Annotated in this window: 28 protein-coding genes, 1 other RNA gene and 1 other annotated feature; of the genes, 3 read left to right on the top strand and 26 right to left on the bottom strand. The window is 38.1% G+C overall.

Annotated elements, in window-relative coordinates; genetic code table 11:
• Positions 1–35 precede the first annotated feature (35 nt).
• From R4146_RS03510 to R4146_RS03450, 13 genes are all read right to left on the bottom strand, one after another.
• Positions 36–797, bottom strand: coding sequence for an acyl-[acyl-carrier-protein] thioesterase (locus R4146_RS03510; RefSeq protein ID WP_339960052.1), 762 nt, complete (start codon positions 795–797; stop codon positions 36–38).
• Positions 798–1688, bottom strand: coding sequence for a 16S rRNA (cytidine(1402)-2'-O)-methyltransferase (rsmI, locus tag R4146_RS03505; protein WP_339960649.1), 891 nt, complete (start codon positions 1686–1688; stop codon positions 798–800). It abuts the gene before it with no gap.
• Positions 1689–1699: 11 nt separating this feature from the next.
• A complete protein-coding gene (locus R4146_RS03500; protein ID WP_339960051.1) occupies positions 1700–2050 on the bottom strand; it encodes a DNA replication initiation control protein YabA in 351 nt (116 codons plus the stop codon).
• Positions 2051–2071: 21 nt separating this feature from the next.
• Positions 2072–3091, bottom strand: a complete 1020-nt coding sequence (gene holB / locus R4146_RS03495; protein WP_339960050.1) for a DNA polymerase III subunit delta' — start codon at positions 3089–3091, stop codon at positions 2072–2074.
• 5 nt (positions 3092–3096) lie between these two features.
• Complete coding sequence (gene darA, locus R4146_RS03490) at positions 3097–3423, bottom strand: cyclic di-AMP receptor DarA (protein WP_339960049.1); 327 nt, start codon at positions 3421–3423, stop codon at positions 3097–3099.
• Positions 3423–4070 carry a dTMP kinase gene (gene tmk / locus R4146_RS03485; RefSeq protein ID WP_373695333.1) on the bottom strand — a complete coding sequence of 216 codons (648 nt, stop codon included), beginning with the start codon at positions 4068–4070 and terminating at the stop codon, positions 3423–3425. The genes darA and tmk overlap by 1 nt, the downstream gene beginning before the upstream one ends.
• Before the next feature lie 93 nt (positions 4071–4163).
• Positions 4164–4412: a YaaL family protein gene (locus R4146_RS03480; RefSeq protein ID WP_339960047.1), complete on the bottom strand. Its 249-nt coding sequence runs from the start codon at positions 4410–4412 to the stop codon at positions 4164–4166.
• 12 nt (positions 4413–4424) lie between these two features.
• A complete protein-coding gene (gene recR, locus R4146_RS03475; RefSeq protein WP_339960046.1) occupies positions 4425–5024 on the bottom strand; it encodes a recombination mediator RecR in 600 nt (199 codons plus the stop codon).
• Between the two features lie 18 nt (positions 5025–5042).
• Positions 5043–5354, bottom strand: a complete 312-nt coding sequence (locus R4146_RS03470) for a YbaB/EbfC family nucleoid-associated protein (protein WP_339960045.1) — start codon at positions 5352–5354, stop codon at positions 5043–5045.
• A gap of 14 nt (positions 5355–5368) precedes the next feature.
• On the bottom strand, positions 5369–7174 hold the full coding sequence (gene dnaX, locus R4146_RS03465) for a DNA polymerase III subunit gamma/tau (protein WP_339960044.1): 1806 nt from the start codon (positions 7172–7174) through the stop codon (positions 5369–5371).
• A 129-nt stretch (positions 7175–7303) separates the two neighbouring features.
• Positions 7304–7403: signal recognition particle sRNA small type (gene ffs, locus R4146_RS03460), an RNA gene on the bottom strand.
• Positions 7404–7425: 22 nt separating this feature from the next.
• A complete protein-coding gene (gene tadA, locus R4146_RS03455; protein ID WP_339960043.1) occupies positions 7426–7917 on the bottom strand; it encodes a tRNA adenosine(34) deaminase TadA in 492 nt (163 codons plus the stop codon).
• Positions 7918–7932: 15 nt separating this feature from the next.
• A complete protein-coding gene (locus R4146_RS03450) occupies positions 7933–8535 on the bottom strand; it encodes a class I SAM-dependent methyltransferase (protein WP_339960042.1) in 603 nt (200 codons plus the stop codon).
• A gap of 233 nt (positions 8536–8768) precedes the next feature.
• Between R4146_RS03450 and R4146_RS03445 the strand changes: the two genes are divergently transcribed.
• The 3 genes from R4146_RS03445 to nrdF all read left to right on the top strand — a co-directional run bounded on the left by R4146_RS03445 (position 8769) and on the right by nrdF (position 12362).
• Complete coding sequence (locus R4146_RS03445; RefSeq protein ID WP_339960041.1) at positions 8769–9005, top strand: redoxin NrdH; 237 nt, start codon at positions 8769–8771, stop codon at positions 9003–9005.
• A gap of 89 nt (positions 9006–9094) precedes the next feature.
• Positions 9095–11260 (top strand): class 1b ribonucleoside-diphosphate reductase subunit alpha, encoded by a 2166-nt coding sequence (nrdE, locus tag R4146_RS03440; RefSeq protein ID WP_339960648.1) that lies wholly within the window; start codon positions 9095–9097, stop codon positions 11258–11260.
• A 127-nt stretch (positions 11261–11387) separates the two neighbouring features.
• A complete protein-coding gene (gene nrdF / locus R4146_RS03435; protein ID WP_339960040.1) occupies positions 11388–12362 on the top strand; it encodes a class 1b ribonucleoside-diphosphate reductase subunit beta in 975 nt (324 codons plus the stop codon).
• Between the two features lie 47 nt (positions 12363–12409).
• Here nrdF and mprF read toward each other — a convergent pair whose 3' ends face one another.
• The 13 genes from mprF to cysS all read right to left on the bottom strand — a co-directional run bounded on the left by mprF (position 12410) and on the right by cysS (position 22485).
• A complete protein-coding gene (gene mprF, locus R4146_RS03430; protein WP_339960039.1) occupies positions 12410–15022 on the bottom strand; it encodes a bifunctional lysylphosphatidylglycerol flippase/synthetase MprF in 2613 nt (870 codons plus the stop codon).
• A gap of 93 nt (positions 15023–15115) precedes the next feature.
• Positions 15116–15481 carry a 50S ribosomal protein L7/L12 gene (gene rplL / locus R4146_RS03425; RefSeq protein ID WP_339960038.1) on the bottom strand — a complete coding sequence of 122 codons (366 nt, stop codon included), beginning with the start codon at positions 15479–15481 and terminating at the stop codon, positions 15116–15118.
• Positions 15482–15515: 34 nt separating this feature from the next.
• Positions 15516–16022: a 50S ribosomal protein L10 gene (gene rplJ / locus R4146_RS03420; RefSeq protein ID WP_339960036.1), complete on the bottom strand. Its 507-nt coding sequence runs from the start codon at positions 16020–16022 to the stop codon at positions 15516–15518.
• Positions 16023–16048: 26 nt separating this feature from the next.
• Positions 16049–16174 (bottom strand) — a sequence feature (ribosomal protein L10 leader region).
• A gap of 66 nt (positions 16175–16240) precedes the next feature.
• Positions 16241–16933 carry a 50S ribosomal protein L1 gene (rplA, locus tag R4146_RS03415; protein ID WP_339960035.1) on the bottom strand — a complete coding sequence of 231 codons (693 nt, stop codon included), beginning with the start codon at positions 16931–16933 and terminating at the stop codon, positions 16241–16243.
• A 102-nt stretch (positions 16934–17035) separates the two neighbouring features.
• Positions 17036–17458 (bottom strand): 50S ribosomal protein L11, encoded by a 423-nt coding sequence (gene rplK / locus R4146_RS03410; protein ID WP_339960034.1) that lies wholly within the window; start codon positions 17456–17458, stop codon positions 17036–17038.
• A 121-nt stretch (positions 17459–17579) separates the two neighbouring features.
• Entirely contained in the window at positions 17580–18128 is a 549-nt protein-coding gene (gene nusG, locus R4146_RS03405) for a transcription termination/antitermination protein NusG (protein ID WP_339960033.1), read from the bottom strand.
• A 127-nt stretch (positions 18129–18255) separates the two neighbouring features.
• The gene (gene secE / locus R4146_RS03400) at positions 18256–18429 is read right to left on the bottom strand and encodes a preprotein translocase subunit SecE (RefSeq protein ID WP_339960032.1); all 174 of its coding nucleotides are present in this window, start codon (positions 18427–18429) and stop codon (positions 18256–18258) included.
• Positions 18430–18441: 12 nt separating this feature from the next.
• On the bottom strand, positions 18442–18591 hold the full coding sequence (gene rpmG, locus R4146_RS03395; protein WP_339960031.1) for a 50S ribosomal protein L33: 150 nt from the start codon (positions 18589–18591) through the stop codon (positions 18442–18444).
• Positions 18592–18654: 63 nt separating this feature from the next.
• Complete coding sequence (locus R4146_RS03390) at positions 18655–19251, bottom strand: sigma-70 family RNA polymerase sigma factor (RefSeq protein WP_339960030.1); 597 nt, start codon at positions 19249–19251, stop codon at positions 18655–18657.
• 120 nt (positions 19252–19371) lie between these two features.
• Positions 19372–19896 carry an NYN domain-containing protein gene (locus R4146_RS03385; RefSeq protein ID WP_339960029.1) on the bottom strand — a complete coding sequence of 175 codons (525 nt, stop codon included), beginning with the start codon at positions 19894–19896 and terminating at the stop codon, positions 19372–19374.
• Between the two features lie 18 nt (positions 19897–19914).
• Positions 19915–20667: a 23S rRNA (guanosine(2251)-2'-O)-methyltransferase RlmB gene (gene rlmB, locus R4146_RS03380; protein ID WP_339960028.1), complete on the bottom strand. Its 753-nt coding sequence runs from the start codon at positions 20665–20667 to the stop codon at positions 19915–19917.
• Entirely contained in the window at positions 20657–21076 is a 420-nt protein-coding gene (locus tag R4146_RS03375; RefSeq protein ID WP_339960027.1) for a Mini-ribonuclease 3, read from the bottom strand. The genes rlmB and R4146_RS03375 overlap by 11 nt, the downstream gene beginning before the upstream one ends.
• Complete coding sequence (gene cysS, locus R4146_RS03370; protein ID WP_339960026.1) at positions 21076–22485, bottom strand: cysteine--tRNA ligase; 1410 nt, start codon at positions 22483–22485, stop codon at positions 21076–21078. Before cysS ends, R4146_RS03375 begins: the two co-directional genes overlap by 1 nt.
• Positions 22486–22556 lie beyond the last annotated feature (71 nt).

Genomic DNA, 22556 nt, shown 5'->3' with positions numbered 1-22556 from the left:
ACCATTTGGAATAAAATAAAAAAGTGAACTAGATTTTAATCTACTTCACTATCTTGACGCCACGTAAAATTAGCCACTGCTGCTAATTTACCGTTGTTATTAATCTCATGTTTTGTAACCAATTGACCATCAACATCGAGTTGTTCATAGTCACTTTCAATCACATTTCCATAACGGACTTCATTATCATACTTTAAGTTAATGTGGGTGGGTTGATGATGCACCAAGAATTCATATGGTAATACATCGATCATCCAGTCCAAATATCGCGTATTGTTAACATGAATATTGGTGTCAATGTCGCTATACCGGATTCGATATTCACGATGTGCGGCATGGTTATCGATGCGTTTGGGTTTCTTCAAACGTGGTGTTAACTTAACCGCTTCTGAATGATAGGGTTCCACTAATTCAGGTGGAATGGGTGCCAATTTTCGTTTGGTCATACTCATCATGACCCATAAGCTCTTAATGTATGCACATTGTTGTCCATCAGCATCCAAAATCCAAAATTCTCGAAATGCAAAAAATTTATTGTAAGAAGTGGACCGTGTCTTCAGCGTAATATGTTCATCTGTCTTAGGAAGATGGTCGATTGTCATATCATATTGAATCACGACCCACGTTACGCCAAATGATAGCATGTGTTCCTCAGTAAGCCCTAGCGATTCATTTTGATCTTCAGAAACTAAAATAGCCATATTAACCAACATTTGAATTGTGACCCGGTTTTGATTGTCAGTTTCGTAGTAAGTTACCCGGTGGGTTTCACTAAATTCTTTCGGACTAATGATCAACTACTCCTTTTCAATTTGATGATAAATATCATATACTGCCTGCTTCTTGAGGCCGTGCAGTTTAGCGACTTTCTTAATGGCTGCGTTCGGCTTATCACCCTGTTCAATCCAATAATCAACCTGTTCGGGCATTGATAATCCGGCTAAGGCATCTGCTTCAGGATCATCATCAACAGCATTAACGTTTCCCTGCACAATGATCACGAACTCACCCATAATTTTGTTATTTTCGGCCCAGTCTAGCAATTCTGCTATTGTTCCTCGATGAAAATCTTCATACCGCTTGGTGAGTTCACGACATAAAACGGATTTGCGATCAGCGCCTAATACCTTTTGCATGTTCTTAAGGGTCTTTTTAAGGCGATGGGGAGCTTCATATAAAATAAATGTTTCCTGGTGTTGGTTTAAAGCCTCTAATTCAGCAATTTGATCACTTGGTTTACGATCTAAAAAGCCATAAAAATAAAATGGTTGGGGCGACAATCCAGAAGCAATTAACCCGGTCAATCCTGCATTGGCCCCTGGTAGTGGAACTACTGGAATATCTTCATTAATACATGCAACCACTAGTTCGTGACCAGGATCACTAATGGATGGCATCCCCGCATCACTAGCTTGTGCAATATTCATCCCCTGCTTCAATTTTTCAATTAATTCTGGAATCCGTTGCATCGTATTATGCTCGTGAAAGCTAATTTCTTTAGTATCAATTTCAAAATGATTTAACAACTTTTGGGTGTTTCGAGTGTCTTCAGCAGCAATTAAATCCACGGCCTTTAACACTTTAACAGCTCTAAAAGTCATGTCATCCAAATTACCGATAGGCGTTGGTACCAAATATAGCGTTCCGATATTTTGATTAGTAAAACTGTGTTGAACTTGCAATTTGATCCCTATCTTTCTTATTTTCGATTAATAATTTCGTCACAGAACATGCAGCCTTCACCATTTTCACGGGGTTTACCATAAAACTGATTGCAAACATGAAACCCTTCGTTAAATAGCTTTTCCAGAGTCTTACGTGATTCACTGTGCTTAGCTGGCTTCCGATTATTGGTAGGCACTTTTTGACTAGTTGATTCCTTGGTCTTTGATTCCAACAATTCCCTTAGGTGTTGATTTTCAATTTCCAATTCGGTATTTTTTTCTAACACTTCGTTCATACCATCACGCAATTCAGAAAAACGAGTCAACATTAGCTTTGTTTGTGATTCCATATTTTTAAAACCGTTATATAATTCTTTATTATTCAATGTTAACTTCACCCTTATCAATTATTCCAATATATTTAGTGATCTCAACGTTGTTGCCTCAAGGATATTTTGAAAATTAATATTAAGTGCTAAATCACCGTTGTTCTTCAACATTAGTTCAATGATTGCCAATAACTGTTGCTTAGGAATTTTAAACGCAATTTGATGAATCTGTGCACTAATTTGTGGAAACTTCAAATCATCATCAGTAATTGCATTAAATTTAACATCCAATACATCACGCCAAACTTCAATTAACATATCTAAAACAATGCGTTGACCATCTCGATTATTGACCAATGGCATAATATCCGTTTGTACCATGGTAAACGCAATTGGACTGTGCTTATTCAATTGCAGGAACCATTGACTAATTACCTGTTGGATTTTCGATAACCAATCATTTTCTTGCCATTGCTTAACGGTCGCAATATTATTTGTCAAAGACTGAATTAAATTAAACTGCGTCGCATTAACACCGAGTTGCTCAAGTTCTGAGATAAACACAGCTGGTGGCAATGATGGAAATTCCACTAATTGAGTTCGTGAAATAATCGTTGGCAGAATCAATGCCTTATTATCAGTTAATAAAAATGAAACAACGTTACCAACTGGCTCTTCAATAAATTTAAGCAGACTATTAGCTGCTTCCGTCGTCATTTTATCAGCGCCATAGATAATAAATGCCTTTTGGTTCCCCTCAACTGCACTCTTGGAAAACTCTGCTTTTAACATCCGAACTTGATCAATTTTAATGCTATTACCGTCTGGTTCCACGATGACTACGTCTGGATGTTGATGACTGGCAATTCGCATGCATTCATTACACTTGCCACATGGGCGACCGTCCTTTACATTAAGACAAAACAGCGCCATTGTCACTTCCATCGCTACTGCCATCTTACCAGAACCAGGTTCTCCACAGAATAAATATGAATGGGTCAAATCGTGGCTAGTAATCACCTGACTAAAATGGCTAGTCAACTCAGGTTGTTTTACATTCGCACTATTAATGATTTCTTCAGCCGTCAATTTTTCCATTGACATTAGAATTGATAAAATTGGTCCATTGGTAAGATCATTACCGTTGCGCCACCCACTTGAATCTTAACTGGGTATGAACCTTCATTCGCACCACCATCTAAGTTTACTGGTGGCGTCATATACTTCTTGCGGGTTCTGGAGATGGTCTTAATAATGTCTAAAACCTTATCTACCTTTTCATCTTCAATTCCGATCATGTAAGTGGTATTCCCTGATTTTAAAAAGCCACCGGTAGTTGATAACTTAGTTGCTCGAATATTGTTTTTAATGAACTCTTCTTGTAATTCGCTTGTATCCTTATCTTGAATCACTGCAATTAATAACTTCATTATTTATCACTCCTGTTTAAATAATCACGTAAAATGGTTAATACTGCATCATAGACTTGGTCAGGCTGTTGCGTAGCATCGACTTTAACGATCCGTTCAGGATGATCAAGAGCCAATTGATTATAGGTTTCATGAACCCGCTTATAAAAAGAAACTTCCTCAACGTCTAATCGGTTCACTTCATCATCAGAACGATTATCGGCAATTCGCTTAAGCCCAATTTCAACTGGCAAGTCAAAATAAATCGTAAGCCCCGGCGTCAGTCCCCCGGTTGCGAATTGATTCATATCATTAACTGCTTGGACCCCCAATTGACGACCACCGCCTTGATACGCTAGTGAACTATCTAAGTAGCGATCACAAAATACCAATTGATGCTTAGCCAAGGCCGGCAATACTTCCATTACTAGGTGTTGGCGTCGTGCTGCTGCATACAATAATGCCTCAGTTTTAGCATCGATTTCATCATTATCACGATTTAAAATCACATTGCGAATCTGTTCTGAGATACGGTCGCCACCGGGCTCACGCGTCCGTAGAATGGGCGTCGAAATTGAATCATTTAACGTTGCAACTACTCGATCGAGGGCCGTGGTTTTACCAGCGCCATCAGAGCCTTCAAACGTAATAAAATTTTTATTCATCATCAACTATCCTTTATTTTCTATTAACTTAATTGTACTTGATTGCGTATTTTTTCGCAAAACAAAAACCGAATCAAAATTTTGATTCGGTTTTAATTAGTAGTCAAATACAGATGACTGGATCCGGTTATTGTGGACGTTGCGAATTCTAGCTTCCCGATATAAATAAAGATATTTACAACGCGCTAATTGCGTCTGGGCTAGCACTTCACCATCCACCTCTGAAATAGCATTTTGAGTTTCTTGAGCTCGTGACCATTCAGATTTAGCATTATCGATGGCATCCAATAATCGTTGGTCGTATTCAGCTTTCGTTTTCTTACCACTGGTTCTTCTGCCAAACATAAAAATTCGCTCCTAAATTTCGGTCCGACCTTGAATTGCCTTGAATAAAGTCATGTCATCAGCATATTCAATGTCACTACCAACTGAAAGGCCGTGCGCTAAACGAGTTACTTTAATGCCAGCCGGTTTAATTAATTTTGAAAGATACATTGCAGTGGCTTCTCCTTCTGGAGTGGCATTGGTAGCAATAATTACTTCCTTTACTGCTTCGTTATCTTGAAGCCGTTTAATTAAAGACCGGACATTTAATTCGTCTGGCCCCGTTCCATCCAATGGTGATAGTACACCACCTAAGACATGATATAGCCCATGATAATCCTTCATTCGTTCCATAACCATGATATCCTTGGGCTGTTCAACCACTATAATGCGCGATTGATCACGACTAGGGTCACGGCAAATTTCACATGGGTCTTCATCAGTTAAGTTACCACAAATGGAACAGTAACGAAGCTTATCCTTAGTGTCAGTCAAGGCAGTAGCAAAGTTAGCAATATCGCCTTTATCCATATCAACAGTAAAGTAAGCTAATCGAACTGCCGTCTTGCGGCCAATCCCAGGTAGATGCATGTAACTATCAATTAATTTTGCAATTGGTTCTGGGTATTGCATTCAAATTCCTTCTTTATATTACATTCCAGGCATACCCTTGGTGTACTTACCAAGAGTGCTTTGAGTAGCATCGTCAATTTTGGCTAATGCGTCATTAACTGCAGCTAATACTAAGTCAGATAACATATCAGGGTCATCTGGATCGATTGCTTCTGGGTTAATTTGCATATCCTTCATTTTACGGTCACCAGTGAAGACAACCTTAACCATATCGTCAGGTGCAGCTCCTGTAAATTCTTGCTTATTTAATTCTTCTTGTTCGGCACCCATTTGCTTTTGCATTTGCTTAACTTGCTTAAGCATTTTGTTCATGTTCATTCCGTTCATCATATTAACAACATCCTTTAATCATTTTTTATATTTAAAATATCATTACCAAATAACTCTGCTGCCTTCGTTACGATTTCATCTTCTGGTTCACTACTTGATGACTCCAAAGATGAATCATCTGAATGTGACTGTTCAGCAGTTGACTGATCAGCAGCCGCATTCGAACTCGGCTTAGCTTGATGCGATTGGTTTCTTCTATGGTATACATAGTCTTTACGAATTTGTTGCCATTGTTCTTCTGGTACAAACACTAAGTCCGGCGTATATCCAATAATTCGATCCAATCCATTACCAACTGCGTCACTTAATGAACTATCACTAGTTGCCTTTTGGTAAAAAATATCATAACTAAATGATACCACAACCCCACTGTCGCTAGCAGCAACTGGTTTCGTAATATTCATTAAAGATCTATAAACTACATCTAAGTTTTGCAATAACTCTTCCCAAGCTCCTTGGACGCGATTCAAGTCGCTTCTAGTTGCAGCATCTAAAATTGGATAGATCTTAGTAAGGTTCACTTTGGCTGGTTTAGCAGCTGAAGCGTCTGGATTAGCCATTCGCTGTGGAGTAGGATTTGCGGGTTGACCATTAGCATTCGTTGATGCGCCTTGGCCTTGGTCCGGCTGTGCACCGGCATTTTGTTTTAGAGTCTGAATTTGTTGCTTTAAGTCAGTAATTTCATCGTTCAATGACTGTAATTCAGCAGCATTTGGATTTTGCGCCGAGCTAGCCTTACTCAACGTTGCAATTTTAACCGTTAAGACTTCTAAATAGACGTCTGGGTGAATCGTATAACGCATTTGTTGTTGAATATCATTAATGTTCTCAATAATTTGATAGATAACGTTAGCATCTGCTTCAGCAGCTAGTTGTTTGAATTGATCATCAACGATGCCCAGTTCTTGTTGTAACACCATCTCTGGTGCTTGTTTAAACAGTAAAATATTTTGGTAGTAGCTAATCAAGTCCTCAATAAATTGATTGGCATCCTTACCACTATCCATAATTTTACGAACTGAGACTAACGCCGCCTTCACATCCTGGTGGAACACTTCACTAACAAATTCAAATAACAATGAAGTCGTAACGCTCCCCGTAACTTGCAGTGCATTTTCATAGGTCACATTATCATCACCATATGACATGGTTTGATCCAAAATGCTTAAAGCATCCCGCATCCCACCTTCAGCTGACTTAGCAATTACCCGCAATGCCTGGTCGTCATATTCAACATGCTTTTGATTTAGGATGTATTCCATGCGATCCAAAATATCCTTCGGCTGAATTCGTTTGAAATCAAAGCGTTGGGTCCGCGAAATAATCGTTGCTGGTAACTTATGGGGTTCGGTAGTAGCCAAAATGAAGATCACATTAGCTGGTGGTTCTTCAAGGGTTTTTAATAACGCATTAAAGGCCCCCGTTGATAGCATATGCACTTCATCAATGATGTAGACCTTATATTTGGCCTCAGTTGGCGCATACTTAGCCTTATCACGAATGTCTCGAATCTCATCGACTCCGTTATTAGACGCAGCATCAATTTCAATTACATCATTTAACGTTCCCTTAGTGATCGCCTGACAAATCGTACATTCATTACATGGCTCACCATCTTTAACGTTTGGGCAGTTAACAGCCTTAGCAAAAATCTTTGCAGCAGATGTTTTCCCGGTTCCCCGTGGTCCGGCAAACAGATATGCATGACTAATTTGATCAGTAATAATGGTGTTCTTTAACGTCTCGGTAATGACATGTTGACCCACTAATTCATCAAATCGTTGTGGTCGCCAAACCCGGTAAAGCGCTTGATAACTCATCTGCTAGTTCCTCCCCTGAATGTTCATCCAAAATATCTACCTATCCAATTATAGTCGGATATCAATTTAATTTAAATCAAACTTGAGCATAAAATAAAAAACTCTTAGCCTGAAAAGACTAAGAGGATTAATTTCTAAATACGAGAAGCACAGGACGTAGGAAACTTAGTGCTGCTTCCTTCCGGATCTGACACGGTTCGTTAGCACACCCTTGCTTCAAGGCCTAACGGCAAATATTATATTAACTTATTTTACTTAGATTGTCCAGAACGACGCGCTAATTTTTTTCGCTGTCGAGCAGCCTTAAAAAACTGTTTCATGATTTGAGCAGCTTCATCAGCCATCACTTCACTGTATACATTGACTTGGTGGTTAAAGCGCGTATCCCCTAACACTTGGTAGAGACTATCAACCACGCCACCCTTAGGATTTTTAGCCCCATAGTACAAGTTCTTAATCCGTGAATTTAAAATGGCTCCGGCACACATTAAACATGGTTCAACCGTCACATACAAATCACAATCTTCTAGCCGCCAACTATCTAAATAACTACATGCTTCTTGAATAGCCAACATTTCAGCGTGTGCAGTAGCATCTTCTGCAAGCTCACGTAGATTATGGCCACTGCCAATTACTTTACCATCCTTAACGATCACTGCACCGATGGGGACCTCGTTAACGTAAAAAGCATTCTTAGCTTCGATTAACGCTAAGTTCATAAAATGATTTACCTGTTGATCCAATAACTCACTTCCTAATTAATGTTTTGTACTTTCTAAGATGTAGTAACCCTTATCACGTTTAATAATTTTGCAATTACCAAAAGTAGCATTCATTAGCTTCTTTGCAGATGGGGCACCTTGCTTTTTTTGCAACACAACGGTTAAACGACCACCAGTCACTAAATGGTCTAAGGCCCCGGTGATCATCCCATCAACGACCTGCTTACCAGCTCGTACCGGTGGATTAGTAATTACCGCTGCAAACTGATCTTCAATTGTTTGATATCCATCCGAATTTTGAATTTGAACGTTATCAATATGATTTTGCTTTGCATTTAATTCTGCTAGCGCTAGGGCGCGATTATTCACATCGGCCATAGTTACTTGTCGATCTGGATATCGCTTGGCAATGGCAAGTCCAATTGGGCCATAGCCACAACCTAAGTCCAAGATCGATCCTGCTGGTAGTTCATCAATTACCACGCTGTTAATTAAAACTCGCGATCCATAATCAACTGTTCGTTTCGAAAAAACACCGTTATCAGTTGTAAAAGTCAATTGATTCCCTAGTAATTCGAAATTCCAATTCTGTTCCTCGTGTTTCACGTCTGGATTTGGTGTATAATAATATTCAGTCATTTTTTTACCACCTATATTTTGAGTTTAATTCTATTTTAAACTAAATTTTAAAAATTAAAAATGTTTCACGTTTTTTGTTAATACCATATCTAGTGTTACACAAGTTATGAGACACTAGGTATGGTATTTAAAATTGAAAAAAATTATGAAGCGTGTAAAATAAAAAACATAACTTTATAGTTACTTAAGTAACTATAAGCTGAACGAAATTAAAGCTACTGGAGGCCGTACACATGACAAAAACTACTCTATTCTCTAAAAACAACTGCATGCAATGCAAGATGACAAAACGTTTTTTACAAGAACATAACATCGAATTTAATGAAATTAATATTGACGAACAACCAGAATACATTGAACAATTAAAATCAGAAGGATTTATGGCAACGCCAGTTGTTAAGGCTGAAGGCATTGAAGCATTTAGCGGTTTTAGACCTGACCAACTCAACAAATTGGCAGTAATCGCCTAAGACTTTAATAATTTTACTACAATGGCGAGGGCTACTAAAGGCCTCGCCACTTTTATTTACTGAAAAATTCTAAAGAAAGTGTGGAAATCATGGGACTATCTGACTTACAAGACGTTACTTATTACGATTTAAATAACGAGATTAACATTCCCGTTAATGGACAAATCCAACTCGACAAGGATAAAGATGCACTAGCAGCATTTTTAAAGGAAAATGTTCAACCAAATACTAAACAATTTAATTCACTTAAGGAACGTTACCAATACTTAATGGACAATGATTACCTTGAAAAGGGATTCATTAATAAGTATAACTTTAGTTTTATTGAAAAACTATACGAATACTTGCGAAGCCAGAACTTCCACTTTAAGACCTTTATGGCTGCATATAAATTTTATGCCCAATATGCGCTTAAAACTGACGATAATGAATACTACTTAGAAAACTTCATTGATCGGGCTGCCGTAAATGCACTATACTTCGCAGATGGTAATGAAGACTTAGCGATGAGTTTAGCTAACGAAATCATCAACCAACGTTACCAACCCGCAACCCCTAGTTTCTTAAACGCTGGTCGGAAACGACGTGGTGAATTAGTATCTTGTTTTCTAATTCAAACTACTGATGACATGAACACGATTGGTCGTACGATTAATTCAGCATTACAACTATCGCGGATTGGTGGTGGGGTTGGAATCAACCTCTCGAACTTAAGAGCTGCTGGTGATCCAATCAAACATATTGAAGGTGCTGCGAGTGGCGTTGTTCCCGTGATGAAGCTATTAGAGGATAGTTTCTCATACTCAAATCAATTAGGACAACGGCAAGGCGCCGGTGTTGTGTACCTTAGTGTTTTCCATCCTGATATTATTTCCTTCCTATCCGCTAAGAAAGAAAATGCAGATGAAAAGGTTCGGGTTAAGACCTTATCACTAGGAATTATCGTTCCAGATAAGTTCTACGACCTAGTTCGTGAAGACCAAGATATGTATTTATTTAGTCCATATGATGTTGAACGGATTTATGGTGAACCATTCTCATACGTTGATATTTCTAAAGAATATGACAACATAGTTAATAATCCCGAAATCAAAAAGACTAAGATCAAAGCTCGGGAATTAGAAACTGAAATCAGTAAATTACAGCAAGAATCTGGATACCCATACATTATTAATATTGATACCGCTAATCGGGCCAACCCCATTGACGGTAAAATCGTTATGAGTAACCTTTGTTCTGAAATTATGCAAGTGCAAACTCCTTCAACGGTTAATAACAAACAACAATACGTTAAGCTAGGTACTGATATTTCCTGTAACTTGGGTTCCACGAACATGGTCAACATGATGGCTGGTCCCGACTTTGGTAAATCAGTTGAAGCCATGGTCCGCGCCCTTACATTCGTTACTGACCATTCAGACATTGACGTTGTGCCATCCATTCAACACGGAAACGAACTCGCCCACACGATTGGATTAGGTGCAATGGGCTTACACAGCTTTTTAGCAAAGAACCACATTGAATATGGTTCTGATGAATCAATCGAATTCACTGGCGTTTACTTCATGCTATTAAACTACTGGACCCTTAAGGCTTCCAACCAAATTGCAAAGGAACGCAATAAGACGTTCCATAATTTTGAAAAGAGTAAGTATGCCGATGGTAGTTACTTTGATAAGTATGTTACAGAAGACTGGGGACCAAAATCAGATAAAGTTACTGAACTATTTGATGGTATCTTTGTCCCAACTAAACAAGATTGGGCAGCGCTAAAGGCAGCCGTAATGAAAGATGGTCTCTACCACCAAAATCGCCTTGCCGTAGCACCAAATGGTTCTATTTCATACATTAATGATACTACCGCTAGTTTACATCCAATTATTAGCCGGATTGAAGAACGGTATGAATCAAAGATTGGTAAGATTTACTACCCTGCTCCATACCTTTCTAATGATACGATCAAGTATTATAAATCAGCTTACGACATTGATATGCGCAAGGTAATTGATGTCTATGCTGCTGCTCAAGAACACATTGATCAAAGTATGAGTTTGACTCTCTTCATGCGTTCTACCATTCCAGAAGGGCTTTATGAATGGAAGAATGGCCGGACCAATAAAATGACCACTCGTGATCTAAACATTCTTAGAAACTATGCTTACTACAAGGGCATCAAGTCACTTTACTACGTTCGGACATTTACCGATGATCAAGAAGAAGTCGGTGCGAGTCAATGTGAAAGCTGTGTCATCTAAAATCCTAATCGAATAATTATATAGCTTAAGATTATTTTATGAACAATTGTCTATTTTGTAATTATCCGTTATAGTATTATTAACGACTCATAGTTAGTAACTAAGCTTTCTAAGATAGGAGATTAAGATGGAAAATTATAAGGCCATTAATTGGAACGCAATTAATGACGAGATTGATAAAGCAACTTGGGAAAAGCTGACTGAACAATTCTGGTTAGATACCCGGATTCCCCTTTCAAATGATTTACACGATTGGCGTAGCCTTGATGAAGATCATAAATGGGTAGTCAGCCACGTGTTTGGGGGTCTAACATTATTGGATACCTTACAATCACAAGAAGGAATGGCAGCCCTTAGAAAGGATGTCCGCACCCCTCATGAAACGGCAGTGCTAAACAACATCCAATTTATGGAATCCGTCCATGCCAAGAGTTACTCATCAATCTTTTCAACATTAAACACCACTGAAGAAATTAGTGAAATTTTTGACTGGAGTGACAGTGAAGAATTTCTACAAAACAAGACAAAGAAGATTTACACTCTTTATAATGATGATAGTCACCCATTAAAGAAGAAAATTTCTAGTGTATTCCTTGAAACATTCTTATTCTACTCTGGTTTCTATACCCCTCTTTGGTACCTTGGGAATAACAAGTTACCAAACGTGGCTGAAATCATTAAGTTGATTTTGCGGGATGAATCAGTCCATGGAACATACATTGGTTACAAGTTCCAACTAGCATTTAACCAATTATCCAAACAAGACCAAGCTGACATTAAGAGCTGGATGTATGACTTTATGTATGAATTATATTCAAATGAAGAAAAATATGTCCATGTCTTATATGATCAAGTTGGTTGGTCTGATGAAGTATTAGCATTTACTAGATACAATGCTAATAAGGCCCTCATGAACTTAGGTCAAGATCCACTCTTCCCCGATACAGCAGATGATGTTAATCCAATCGTTATGAATGGAATTTCCACTTCAACTGCTAACCATGACTTCTTCTCACAAGTTGGAAATGGTTATCGACTAGGCCAAGTAGAAGCAATGAACAACGATGATTACAACATTGGTCGTTCTAAAAATAATAAATAATGATAATGAAAAAGCTCGAGAACTATTTAAATTCTCGAGCTTTTTTATTATTTATTTGAAGATGAGAACCATGAAATGAATTTAAACATTCCCTTTGGCTTATCATCACCAATGCGTTCATTTACGATCATTAAGATTTGAAGCATCGTAAAGATCAATGAACTCTTCCGCCGGTAAACAATGTACCGAGGGACCCAGAGGTTAACGTATTTTTCCTTATAGGAACGTAACCCTTGAAAACTATAGAATGATTGGCCATATTGGTAAACCAAATTAGCAATCTTTTCATCAATAAAACTAAACCGTGAGCGGCCCACATTAGATAGCGGTGCCATCCCCAAGTTAAAGTATTGATACTTATTTTCAAGTGAGTATTGGAAGAGGTTAATGAAAATGCCATCCATAATTCCAGATGGTGCATCTTCACTCGACCGCATTAAATCAATTGATGTAATATCGTGTTCACCAGTTGGCATAATGTTAGCAAAGGCAACTACCTTGCCTTTATCATCTTTCATAATTGCGATTGGTGCTTGATTCAAATAGTAAGGATCAAAGTAACCTAATGAGAATCCTTTTTCAGAATTACCATCTAGCCATTGATCAGAAACACTCTTTAATTCAGCCATAAATTGGTCATTGAATGGTGGATTAACAATTGAAAATTGATACCCATCACGTTCAAACTTATTCATTAGCGCCCGTTCACCACGGTGTTTTTTACCAACCAATGTAAACTTGCTTAGTTCAACCATGCCTTCTTCACCAGCCTTGGTAAAGTCAAATCCCTTTTCATGCATCATCATCGTAAAGCGTTCGCCCACTTCATAAAATACTAATGATAATCCGATTTGATCGGCATCTAACATGAATTGATCAATGGCTTTTGAAACCATGGCCTGATTTCCAACTGGTTCCCCCATGATAATTAATTTATTGGCCTTTCGTTTGAACATGAAAAAGACTTGGTCCTGATCATCTTCTTGATAGAAATAAATTTGCTTATCACGAACAAATGCTAAGTGGCTAACTTCATTACCACCAAATTCGTCAATCACTGCACGCACCCGTTCCGCATTAAACGGCTGATCAAGCCACTTATTTTCTTTTGAAGATAAGTAGCGATAAATGATTACCAAAATTAATGAGGCAGCTAAAAGGCCTAAAAATCCGGCAAACCAGACTTGTTGTGATGGGAACAGATACGAATTAGGTTGATGGAAAAAGCCATGATGGAAACTATGATGAAAACGGTTGTAAACTCCCAACAGGGTGTAGGCAACAAATGTAAATGCGAAAATAATCGTATCCATGATGCGTTGACCCCATGAGTATGATAATCGTTTCCGATACAATGCACCCTTAGCAGCCCATAACAATAGTAATAATACTACGGAAAGAATGGACATATTAATTGGAAAGTTTTCTTTCCATAAGGTATTAGCACTCGCAATGATCAATACCACTACGGTAGGCCAAAAAGCACGTTGTACCCGTGAACCGAATCCACGTGCTAAACCAATCAAAATGAACGCCACAATGATTGACGTTAGTTGATTTAAAAAGTAGAAGGTATACGGTTCAATCGATAGGTAGAAACTATTGACTAAGACCACGTTAGGAAGCGTAATCGAAAGTAACAATACAATTCCTGAAAAATACAAGAAGATCGTCACAATAACTTGAGCTGAACGTTGGAAAATCGTCTTTGGAATATCATCCAAGAATTCATTAATGCGTTTACCATAATCATGAATAAACAGAACCAAGGCAATTACAAATGGCACAATGTAGTAGAAAATTCGGTACAACGCTAGCCAAACCAATGCTTCTGGCTTGGCAACGCCTAATGTGAATAACCCAGTGGTAATGGTTAAATCAAAACCGCCTAATCCACCTGGCGTCATTCCAATGACTCCCATTACATTTGCAATAATGAATAGTGGGAATACGGTCGCTAAGTTAACATCTACGTGCATTAAAGCACCAATGATTAAAAATAGCGCCGCACAACTCCCCCATTCTAAACAAGATCCAATAATTAACTTAAGCTCGCGACCGAGGGTTAAATCCTCAAAAAAGCTAGAATTATTCAACCGCGTAATGATGAAAATAATTGGAAAATACAATGCACCTAAGAATAAGAACGGCCAGTAATTAACCAGTGATCCATCCATGGCGAAACCAAAAATCATAATCAACGATACCAAACAGTAAGTCGATAACCCAGCTAACAGGAATAATGCAATTTTCGAAATTGCATATAAAATTTCTTTAGGCTTGGCATTTTGGTTATAAAAATTAGCCCGTAAACTAGCTCCAATCAATCCACCCATTCCTAAAATATTGGTGAATGAGTTGGTAATCCAACCCGTTTTAGCAATATAACTCGGCTTAAACTTACCCGGCAAAAATTCAACGATGGTAAAGTCATATATCAGCATCGGCAATACTGCAAGCAACCCCAACACCAACATAATTAATAATGATGTTGGTGATTGAGTCTCAAAGCTAACTTTAACTTGATGACCGTTTACTTCGGAAATAATTTTACCAAATTCACGAATTGAAAAAATTAAGACCGAAAAAATAAACAGGATTCGAATTACTTTTAAATGCTTACTAAAGAATTCTTTGGGATATTGATATAAAGCTTTCAATGGAAGCCCTCCATATTTTACTTAATCAGTCAATCAACTAAAAAAGCGCGTGACATATCTACAATGTCACACGCTTTAAGCTTAATACTAAAATTACTTAAGGGTAACAGTAGCACCAGCAGCTTCAAGTTGTTCCTTGATCTTGTTAGCTTCTTCTTCTGAAGCGCCTTCCTTAACAACAGCAGGAGCGCCATCAACAAGGTCCTTAGCTTCCTTCAAGCCAGCACCAGTGATTTCACGAACAGCCTTGATAGCCTTGATCTTAGCACTACCAGCAGAAGTTAATTCAACGTCGAATGAATCCTTAGCAGCAGCGTCGCCACCAGCAGCACCTGCAGCTGCAACTGGAGCAGCAGCTGAAACACCAAATTCATCTTCGATTGACTTAACTAAGTCGTTTAAATCAGTAATTGAAGCATCTTTAAGTTGAGCAATAATATTATCTTTATCAAAAGCCATTTTATTTTCCTCCATTTTGGATAAATTTTAATTTTTAAGCGGCACTATCGTCGTCCTTACCGTCTGCAATTGCCTTAACACCGTAAGCAACGTTCCGAATAGGAGCTTGCAATACGTTAGCAAGAGTAGCAAGTAATTCATCACGACTTGGTAATGAAGCAAATTCGTTAATTTCATCTAATGAAGCAACTTTCTTTTCAATCATTCCACCCTTGATAACAAGAGCATCGTTATTGTCAGCAAAGTTCTTCAAAATCTTTGCAGGTGCAATTGGGTCTTCGTTAGAGAAGGCAACTGCAGTAGGTCCTGAAAAGACATCCTTTAAATCTTCATAACCAGCTTTTTCAGCAGCACGACTAATTACGTTATTTTTAATAACGTTAAATGAAACGTCGGCATCACGTAATTGTTTACGTAAGTCAGTAACATCAGCAACGTCTAATCCACGGTAGTTAACAACAATCGCAGTGTTAGCGTCTTGTAACTTCTTAGTAAAGTTTTCAACTTGTTCTTCCTTAGCAGCTAAAACATCTTTACGCATCCATTTTCACCTCCCAAAATTTTTGGGATTTTAATAAAAAATCCCCATGCCTACCCAGACATAGAGAAAGAATTTAATTTCGTGAAATTAATTCCTCGGCAGGATTTTAAGGCAGATGCCACCTGAGTCTTAGGTAGATTTATATAACAGAGTAACTATACCATAAGGATAATCACACGTCAATATTGGGATTTTTTATTTGATCCTAAATCAATAAATTAGAATGATTCAACGTCAACCTTAACACCAGGTCCAAAAGTTGAAGAAACAGAAATATTCTTGATGTAAGTACCACGTACAGAAGCTGGACGGGCCTTAGCAATAATATTTTGAATTGCTTCTAAGTTACCAACTAATTTATCAGCATCGAATGATACCTTACCGATAAGAACAGCAACGTTTCCGTCACGGTCAGTACGGTAAGTTACTTGACCAGCTTTGGCATCATTAACAGCCTTAGCAACGTCCATAGTAACAGTACCAGTCTTAGGGTTTGGCATTAAACCTTTAGGTCCAAGTACCCGACCAAGACGACCAACTTGAGCCATCATGTCAGGAGTAGCAATTGCTACATCAAAGTCTAACCAACCATCTTGGATTTTTTCAGCTAAATCAGCATCTCCAACAAAGTCAGCACCGGCTTCTTTAGCAGCAGCAGCCTTGTCACCCTTAGCAAATACAACAACAGTTTGGTCCTTACCACTACCATTAGGTAGCACAGTAGCACCACGCAATTGTTGGTCTGCTTGCTTAGTATCAACGTTTAAGTTAAATGCAACTTCAACACTTGCGTCAAAGTTTGCGAAATCAATTTTTTTAACCAAGTTAATTGCATCTTCAACGGAGTAAGCCTTTTCACGGTCTACTTGCTTAAGTGCATCTTGGTATTTTTTACCTCTATTACGAGCCATGTGTATTTTCCTCCTTGCAATTGTGGTTATAACGGATAAACCTCCCACTTGATACCCTAATCAAAATTAGAGCATCGGGGCCTACCCACAGTATGAATGAAATTACTTAACAGTGATCCCCATACTGCGTGCAGTACCTTCGACCATACGCATTGCGGCTTCTACATCAGCTGCGTTAAGATCTTTCATTTTAGTTTCGGCGATTTCCTTCACTTGATCCTTAGTAACTTCCGCTACCTTGTTAGTGTTAGGTTCACCAGAACCTTTTTGAATTCCAGCAGCTTTCTTTAATAAGACTGCAGCTGGTGGTGTCTTAGTGATGAATTCGAATGAACGATCATCGAAAACAGTAATAACAACTGGGATAATCATACCAGCTTGATCAGCAGTACGAGCATTGAATTCCTTAGTGAATCCCATGATGTTAATTCCAGCTTGACCTAAAGCAGGTCCAACTGGAGGAGCGGGTGTTGCTTTTCCCGCAGGAATTTGTAATTTAACTACATTAGCTACTTTTTTAGCCACGAGACATACCTCCTTAAGTCCGTGTGTGGTAAATGGAGATCAGAATTTCTCCTCCCACTTTCCTATATGCAAAAAACATACAACAATAAATATAACATAAAAAATTTATTGATTCAAATTTTTATTCAATTGGTTTAACTTGTTTGAAATCTAGTTCGGCACTAGTTTCACGCCCGAACATATCAATATCCACTTTTAACTTAGCTTTTTCATTATCAATCTCAATTATCTTACCAGATAGACCAGAGAAAGCACCATCAATAATAGTGACTGTATCGCCCACTTTAGCATCAATTTCTTTTACTTCTGGAGTTTGATCTAGGCGACTTAAGATTAATTCCACTTCTTCAGGAAGCAATGGAGTTGGTTTACTACCTTGTCCATGAGAACCGATAAAACCAGTAACACCAGGTGTATTACGAACAACGTACCATGATTCATCAGTCATTACCATTTGAATTAATACATATCCAGGGAAAGTCTTATCCATCTTAAATTGGTCTTTCCCATTTTTAACTTCGTGTTCTTCTTGTTCAGGAACTACGACTCTAAAAATGAAGTTAGACATTCCCATTGATTCCTTACGTGACTCGATGTTTGCTTTAACACGGTTTTCATAACCAGAGTAAGTATGAAGTACATACCATTGCTTTTCAGCTGATTCTACCATTCCAGATTGCTCCTTTGTTTGTTTAATACTGCAATTATAAAGAATATTATATCATATAAATTAATCAATCGAAGGCGTTCAAAAAATTCCAAAATAAAAAAACCTCACACGAGGTAGGTTTTTCATTTTATAGCAATTTTAATAGTAATTGAACTAAGCTATCAACAACCGCAAAGAAGATTGCAAATAATACTGAAACTCCCAAAACAGTGGAAGTATCTTCTCTCGTTTGTTTGGCATTAGGCCAGACCACGATTTTCATTTCTTGGCCGACGCTCTTTAAAAATTTTCCTAATCGCATAAGATCCTCCTACTAACGTGTCTCTCGATGCAACGTATATTTTCCGCAATGCTTACAAAATTTATTAACGGTTAATCGTTCTGTTCTGGATGCATTACCCTTTACAACATAGTTGCGAGCACCACAAACTGAACAGGCTAATACTAATTTGTTTTGTGACATAGGTATGACCCCCTACGTAATCATTCCAATATTAGCATGATACCACTAACTAGTCAAACTTACTCAGCCATTCATTTCATTCTGGTAAGCATTGAATTTACGCCGACACCGTTCAACTGCATTAATGATCTTAGCCTTGGAATATTTTTCCTTTTCAATTAAATCCTTCAACCCAGTTTCTCTAAGCATTTGCAATAAAACCAGGGTTTCAAACATTGAAAGACGATCTAAAAAGCTTTCAACTTGTTCATTTACTAGCATTCGACGTTCTGGACAAAATGATTTCATGTCCACGACCGTTTCAGAATAATAATTCTCATAGGCATCAAAAGAACTAACGATTTTATCTGGTAAGCGCTTCTTAGCATTTTTCCGCCGAATTAAATCAAAAAAGCGGTTTTTTAACGCCTGTCGATAGAAGCTACCAAAGCTTACGCCACGGTCGCAATCGTAGTTTTTAACAATTTTAACCAATACAATCATTGATTCTTGATGCCAATCTTCTTTATCCATTCCGTTGATAAAGTATTGATTCCAAATTCGGTTTACAACTGGAATATACTTTTTAAATAATGTGCCAATCGCATCTTCATTGCCAGACTGAATTTCACGAATTAATTTAGTCTCTTTAACTATGATTGGACTATGACTTGTTGCCATGAGATCAGCTCCTTTTAAAACAAATTTAGCAGGAAAGTATCATAGCAACAAGCGAACGTTTATTCTTTAGCATTATACCAATTTATATTTATTAATTTATTAATAATCCTTCGAACTAACTTATTGGTCCGATAAATGATCACGGAGTTTAGCTAATTCATCTAATTGTTGATTAGAAAATGGGGACGTACGGCCACTACCTAGGTTTTTATAACTATGCACATGACGATGAATTTCCTTTTTAGCCCGTTTGACATCTCTCAATAAATCACGCGACGACAGTCGTAACGCCCCGGCTGAAAACACCGTCCATTGTTCAGCCTGATCGCTAGTAACAACTATGACCTGGGTAAATCGTGATTGTTTTTTCCGGGCCAATGCTTCAATGTAACTATCGGCAGTCTCATCTTTACCAGTCCAGACAACGTCTAAATTATAATGTTTATCCTTTTTAGCTAACCCAGGAACATACATTGCATCAAAGATTATTACCATATTAATTTTTCGATATTTCTGATATTCAGATAGAATCCGTAAAAGTTCATCCCGGGCTTCTGCCATCCGATTGTCCAGTTTTAATTGGTTTAATTCTGGCCAACTCCCAATTACATTATAAGCATCAACTAATAATAACTGTTCTTTCATTATCAATCAGCTCCATTACTAGGCCAACGGATTTCTAGAGTTAAAGCATTGATACATGAGTAACCCAGCAGCAACACTAGCATTTAAACTTTGGACTTCACCCACCATTGGAATCGTAAGCATTTCATCAACTTGTTTCTTTAATAGTGGTGAAATTCCCTTACCTTCGTTTCCAATTACTAATGCTACCGCTCCATTGCCATTCCATTTTCGATAGTCTGATCCATTCATATCAGTTCCAAAAATCCATACATTGCGGTCTTTTAATTCCTTAACGGTTTGAACCAAGTTAGTTACCCGCGTAACTGGAACCCGTTCAATTGCACCGGCAGAAGTCTTAGCAACTGTTGAAGTTAACCCAACTGCCCGGTGTTTTGGAATAATAATGCCACTAACACCAGCAGCATCAGCAGTACGCATGATGGATCCCAGGTTATGTGGATCTTCAATACTATCTAGAATCATAAAGAATGGGGCCGTGCCATTTTCTTCAGCTTTCGCAAATAAATCATCAATTGTTGCGTATTTATAAGCAGCAATGGCTAACATTACACCTTGATGATTTTGATGATCAGATAGTAAATCTAACTTTTGCTTTGGCACCATTGAGATGATTAAGTGCCGCGCCTTAGCTAGTTTAATAATTTCACTCACAACTGGTTCGTTTTTTTTAATGCCATCTTGTAAAAAGACTTTATTAATTTCTTGTTTGCTTCTTAAAGCAGCTACAGCTGGGTGCCGCCCCATCACAAAATCGTCATTATTTTTCATAACTAATTCTCCCATTATCGACTTGTTCAATACACCAGCTCGCTAAAAAGTTAAGCCGATCTAATTGATTACTTAGTGATAAGTAACCCATTAATGCTTCAAACCCAGTTGAAATGCGATAAGTTACAACATTCGTATTTTTCGCATGGGTATAACTCTTAGCATTCCGGCCCCGTTTAAAGACAGCTTGTTCGTCATCAGATAAAATGGCATCCGTTTCCATTAAATCGATCAAAGCAGCCTGAGCCTTTGCGGACACGTATTTAGTAGCTACTTTTTGAAGCCGATTGGGCTTAGTAATCCCTAGGGTCAATAGATGCTTGCGAATATAGACTTCGTATACAGCATCCCCTAGATATGCCAATACCACTCCATTGAGTTGGTTATAATCAACGTTACTTTCTGTCATTATGATTCCCTTCTAAATCGTGTTCCTTGTGGCGTATCTTCTAACACGATTCCCTGTGCCTTTAATTCATCACGAATTTCATCACTGCGTTCAAAGTCGTGATTTTTACGTGCTTGGTTCCGTTCTGTAATCAAGGCTTCGACCTTTTGATCATCTAGGTGTTCCACTTCGTATTGAATTCCAAAGATTTTAGATAGATCTGCTAACTTCTTTAAGATCAATGCAACAGTGTCCTTGAACACAGTTGGCCGTTCTGCATACACATTGCCTAACTTAGCTAATTCATAGACTTTATCGATTCCATTTTGAACGTTAAAGTCATCATCCATCGCATCTTGGAAATCAGCTTGGATTTGCCGCACTTCTTGATCTACTTTTGGATCATTATATTCATCAGCATCTTTTAGCCGGTAACTTAAGTTGTGATATGCCAACTTAAGTTTCTTTAAATTAGCAGCAGCAGATTGTAAGTTAGTTGGATTATAACTAATTGGGCGCCGGTATTGAGTCGTTGACATCAAGAACCGAACTGCTTCTGGATCAGTGGTCTTGATCAAATCATGAACCGTCACGAAGTTACCAAGTGACTTGCTCATTTTTTCATTATCATCCCCGACCGTTACAAACCCATTGTGCATCCAATAATTAACGAAGCGCTTCCCAGTCTTAGCTTGACTTTGGGCCCGTTCATTTTCATGGTGTGGAAACTCTAAATCAATTCCACCACCATGAATATCAATCGTATCACCTAGGTATTTAGTCGACATTACTGAACATTCGATATGCCAACCTGGACGACCCTTTCCCCATGGGGAATCCCATGCAATCTCATCACCCTTTTGTTTCTTCCAAAGGGCAAAGTCAATTGGATCTTCTTTTTGAGCTAATTCAGCAGGGTTAACGTGTTGACTAGCCCCTGCTTCTAAATCATCAATGCTTTCATGAGCTAATAGTCCATACGTATCAAACTTACGAGCCCGGTAATAAACATTGCCATCGACGACGTATGCATATCCCTTATCAATCAAGTCACTAACAAAATCAATAATTTCTGGAATATTGTCAGTTGCCCGTGGATTTGTTGTAGCTGGTTCCACATTTAACGCCTTCGTATCTTCTTTAAAGGCTGCAATAAATTTATCAGCTAATGCTGGTACCGTAGTATTTTCTTGCTTGGCTACGTTGATCATTTTATCATCAACATCGGTAAAATTAGATACATAGTTAACCCGATATCCGCAGTATTCAAAATAACGTCGTACCGTATCAAATGCGACCACACTTCTTGCGTTTCCAATATGGATGTAGTTATAGACAGTCGGCCCACAGACGTACATATTCACTACCCCTGGATGAATTGGTTCAAAGGTTTCCTTTTTTTGAGTCAACGTATTGTAAATTTTTAGCACATCCTACACCCCAATCTCAGTTAATAGTTAGTTTCATTTTAGCATAAATATAGCATTAATTTACAATAAAA

It is taken from the genome of Nicoliella lavandulae, assembly GCF_037546185.1.
In the GTDB taxonomy this organism is placed as follows: Bacteria; Bacillota; Bacilli; order Lactobacillales; family Lactobacillaceae; genus Nicoliella; species Nicoliella lavandulae.
Note: the sequence above shows the minus strand (reverse complement) of the source record. Positions and strands in the feature narration are given on the sequence as shown.

What these genes read in the sequence shown, in the direction of transcription:
- holB (WP_339960050.1), bottom strand. Translation starts at nt 3,091, where the DNA reads ATGGAAAAATTGACGGCTGAAGAAATCATTAATAGTGCGAATGTAAAA.
- darA (WP_339960049.1), bottom strand. Translation starts at nt 3,423, where the DNA reads ATGAAGTTATTAATTGCAGTGATTCAAGATAAGGATACAAGCGAATTA.
- tmk (WP_373695333.1), bottom strand. Translation starts at nt 4,070, where the DNA reads ATGATGAATAAAAATTTTATTACGTTTGAAGGCTCTGATGGCGCTGGT.
- R4146_RS03480 (WP_339960047.1), bottom strand. Translation starts at nt 4,412, where the DNA reads ATGTTTGGCAGAAGAACCAGTGGTAAGAAAACGAAAGCTGAATACGAC.
- recR (WP_339960046.1), bottom strand. Translation starts at nt 5,024, where the DNA reads ATGCAATACCCAGAACCAATTGCAAAATTAATTGATAGTTACATGCAT.
- R4146_RS03470 (WP_339960045.1), bottom strand. Translation starts at nt 5,354, where the DNA reads ATGATGAACGGAATGAACATGAACAAAATGCTTAAGCAAGTTAAGCAA.
- dnaX (WP_339960044.1), bottom strand. Translation starts at nt 7,174, where the DNA reads ATGAGTTATCAAGCGCTTTACCGGGTTTGGCGACCACAACGATTTGAT.
- R4146_RS03450 (WP_339960042.1), bottom strand. Translation starts at nt 8,535, where the DNA reads ATGACTGAATATTATTATACACCAAATCCAGACGTGAAACACGAGGAA.
- R4146_RS03445 (WP_339960041.1), top strand. Translation starts at nt 8,769, where the DNA reads ATGACAAAAACTACTCTATTCTCTAAAAACAACTGCATGCAATGCAAG.
- nrdE (WP_339960648.1), top strand. Translation starts at nt 9,095, where the DNA reads ATGGGACTATCTGACTTACAAGACGTTACTTATTACGATTTAAATAAC.
- nrdF (WP_339960040.1), top strand. Translation starts at nt 11,388, where the DNA reads ATGGAAAATTATAAGGCCATTAATTGGAACGCAATTAATGACGAGATT.
- rplL (WP_339960038.1), bottom strand. Translation starts at nt 15,481, where the DNA reads ATGGCTTTTGATAAAGATAATATTATTGCTCAACTTAAAGATGCTTCA.
- rplJ (WP_339960036.1), bottom strand. Translation starts at nt 16,022, where the DNA reads ATGCGTAAAGATGTTTTAGCTGCTAAGGAAGAACAAGTTGAAAACTTT.
- rplA (WP_339960035.1), bottom strand. Translation starts at nt 16,933, where the DNA reads ATGGCTCGTAATAGAGGTAAAAAATACCAAGATGCACTTAAGCAAGTA.
- nusG (WP_339960033.1), bottom strand. Translation starts at nt 18,128, where the DNA reads ATGGTAGAATCAGCTGAAAAGCAATGGTATGTACTTCATACTTACTCT.
- secE (WP_339960032.1), bottom strand. Translation starts at nt 18,429, where the DNA reads ATGCGATTAGGAAAATTTTTAAAGAGCGTCGGCCAAGAAATGAAAATC.
- rpmG (WP_339960031.1), bottom strand. Translation starts at nt 18,591, where the DNA reads ATGTCACAAAACAAATTAGTATTAGCCTGTTCAGTTTGTGGTGCTCGC.
- R4146_RS03390 (WP_339960030.1), bottom strand. Translation starts at nt 19,251, where the DNA reads ATGGCAACAAGTCATAGTCCAATCATAGTTAAAGAGACTAAATTAATT.
- R4146_RS03385 (WP_339960029.1), bottom strand. Translation starts at nt 19,896, where the DNA reads ATGAAAGAACAGTTATTATTAGTTGATGCTTATAATGTAATTGGGAGT.
- rlmB (WP_339960028.1), bottom strand. Translation starts at nt 20,667, where the DNA reads ATGAAAAATAATGACGATTTTGTGATGGGGCGGCACCCAGCTGTAGCT.
- R4146_RS03375 (WP_339960027.1), bottom strand. Translation starts at nt 21,076, where the DNA reads ATGACAGAAAGTAACGTTGATTATAACCAACTCAATGGAGTGGTATTG.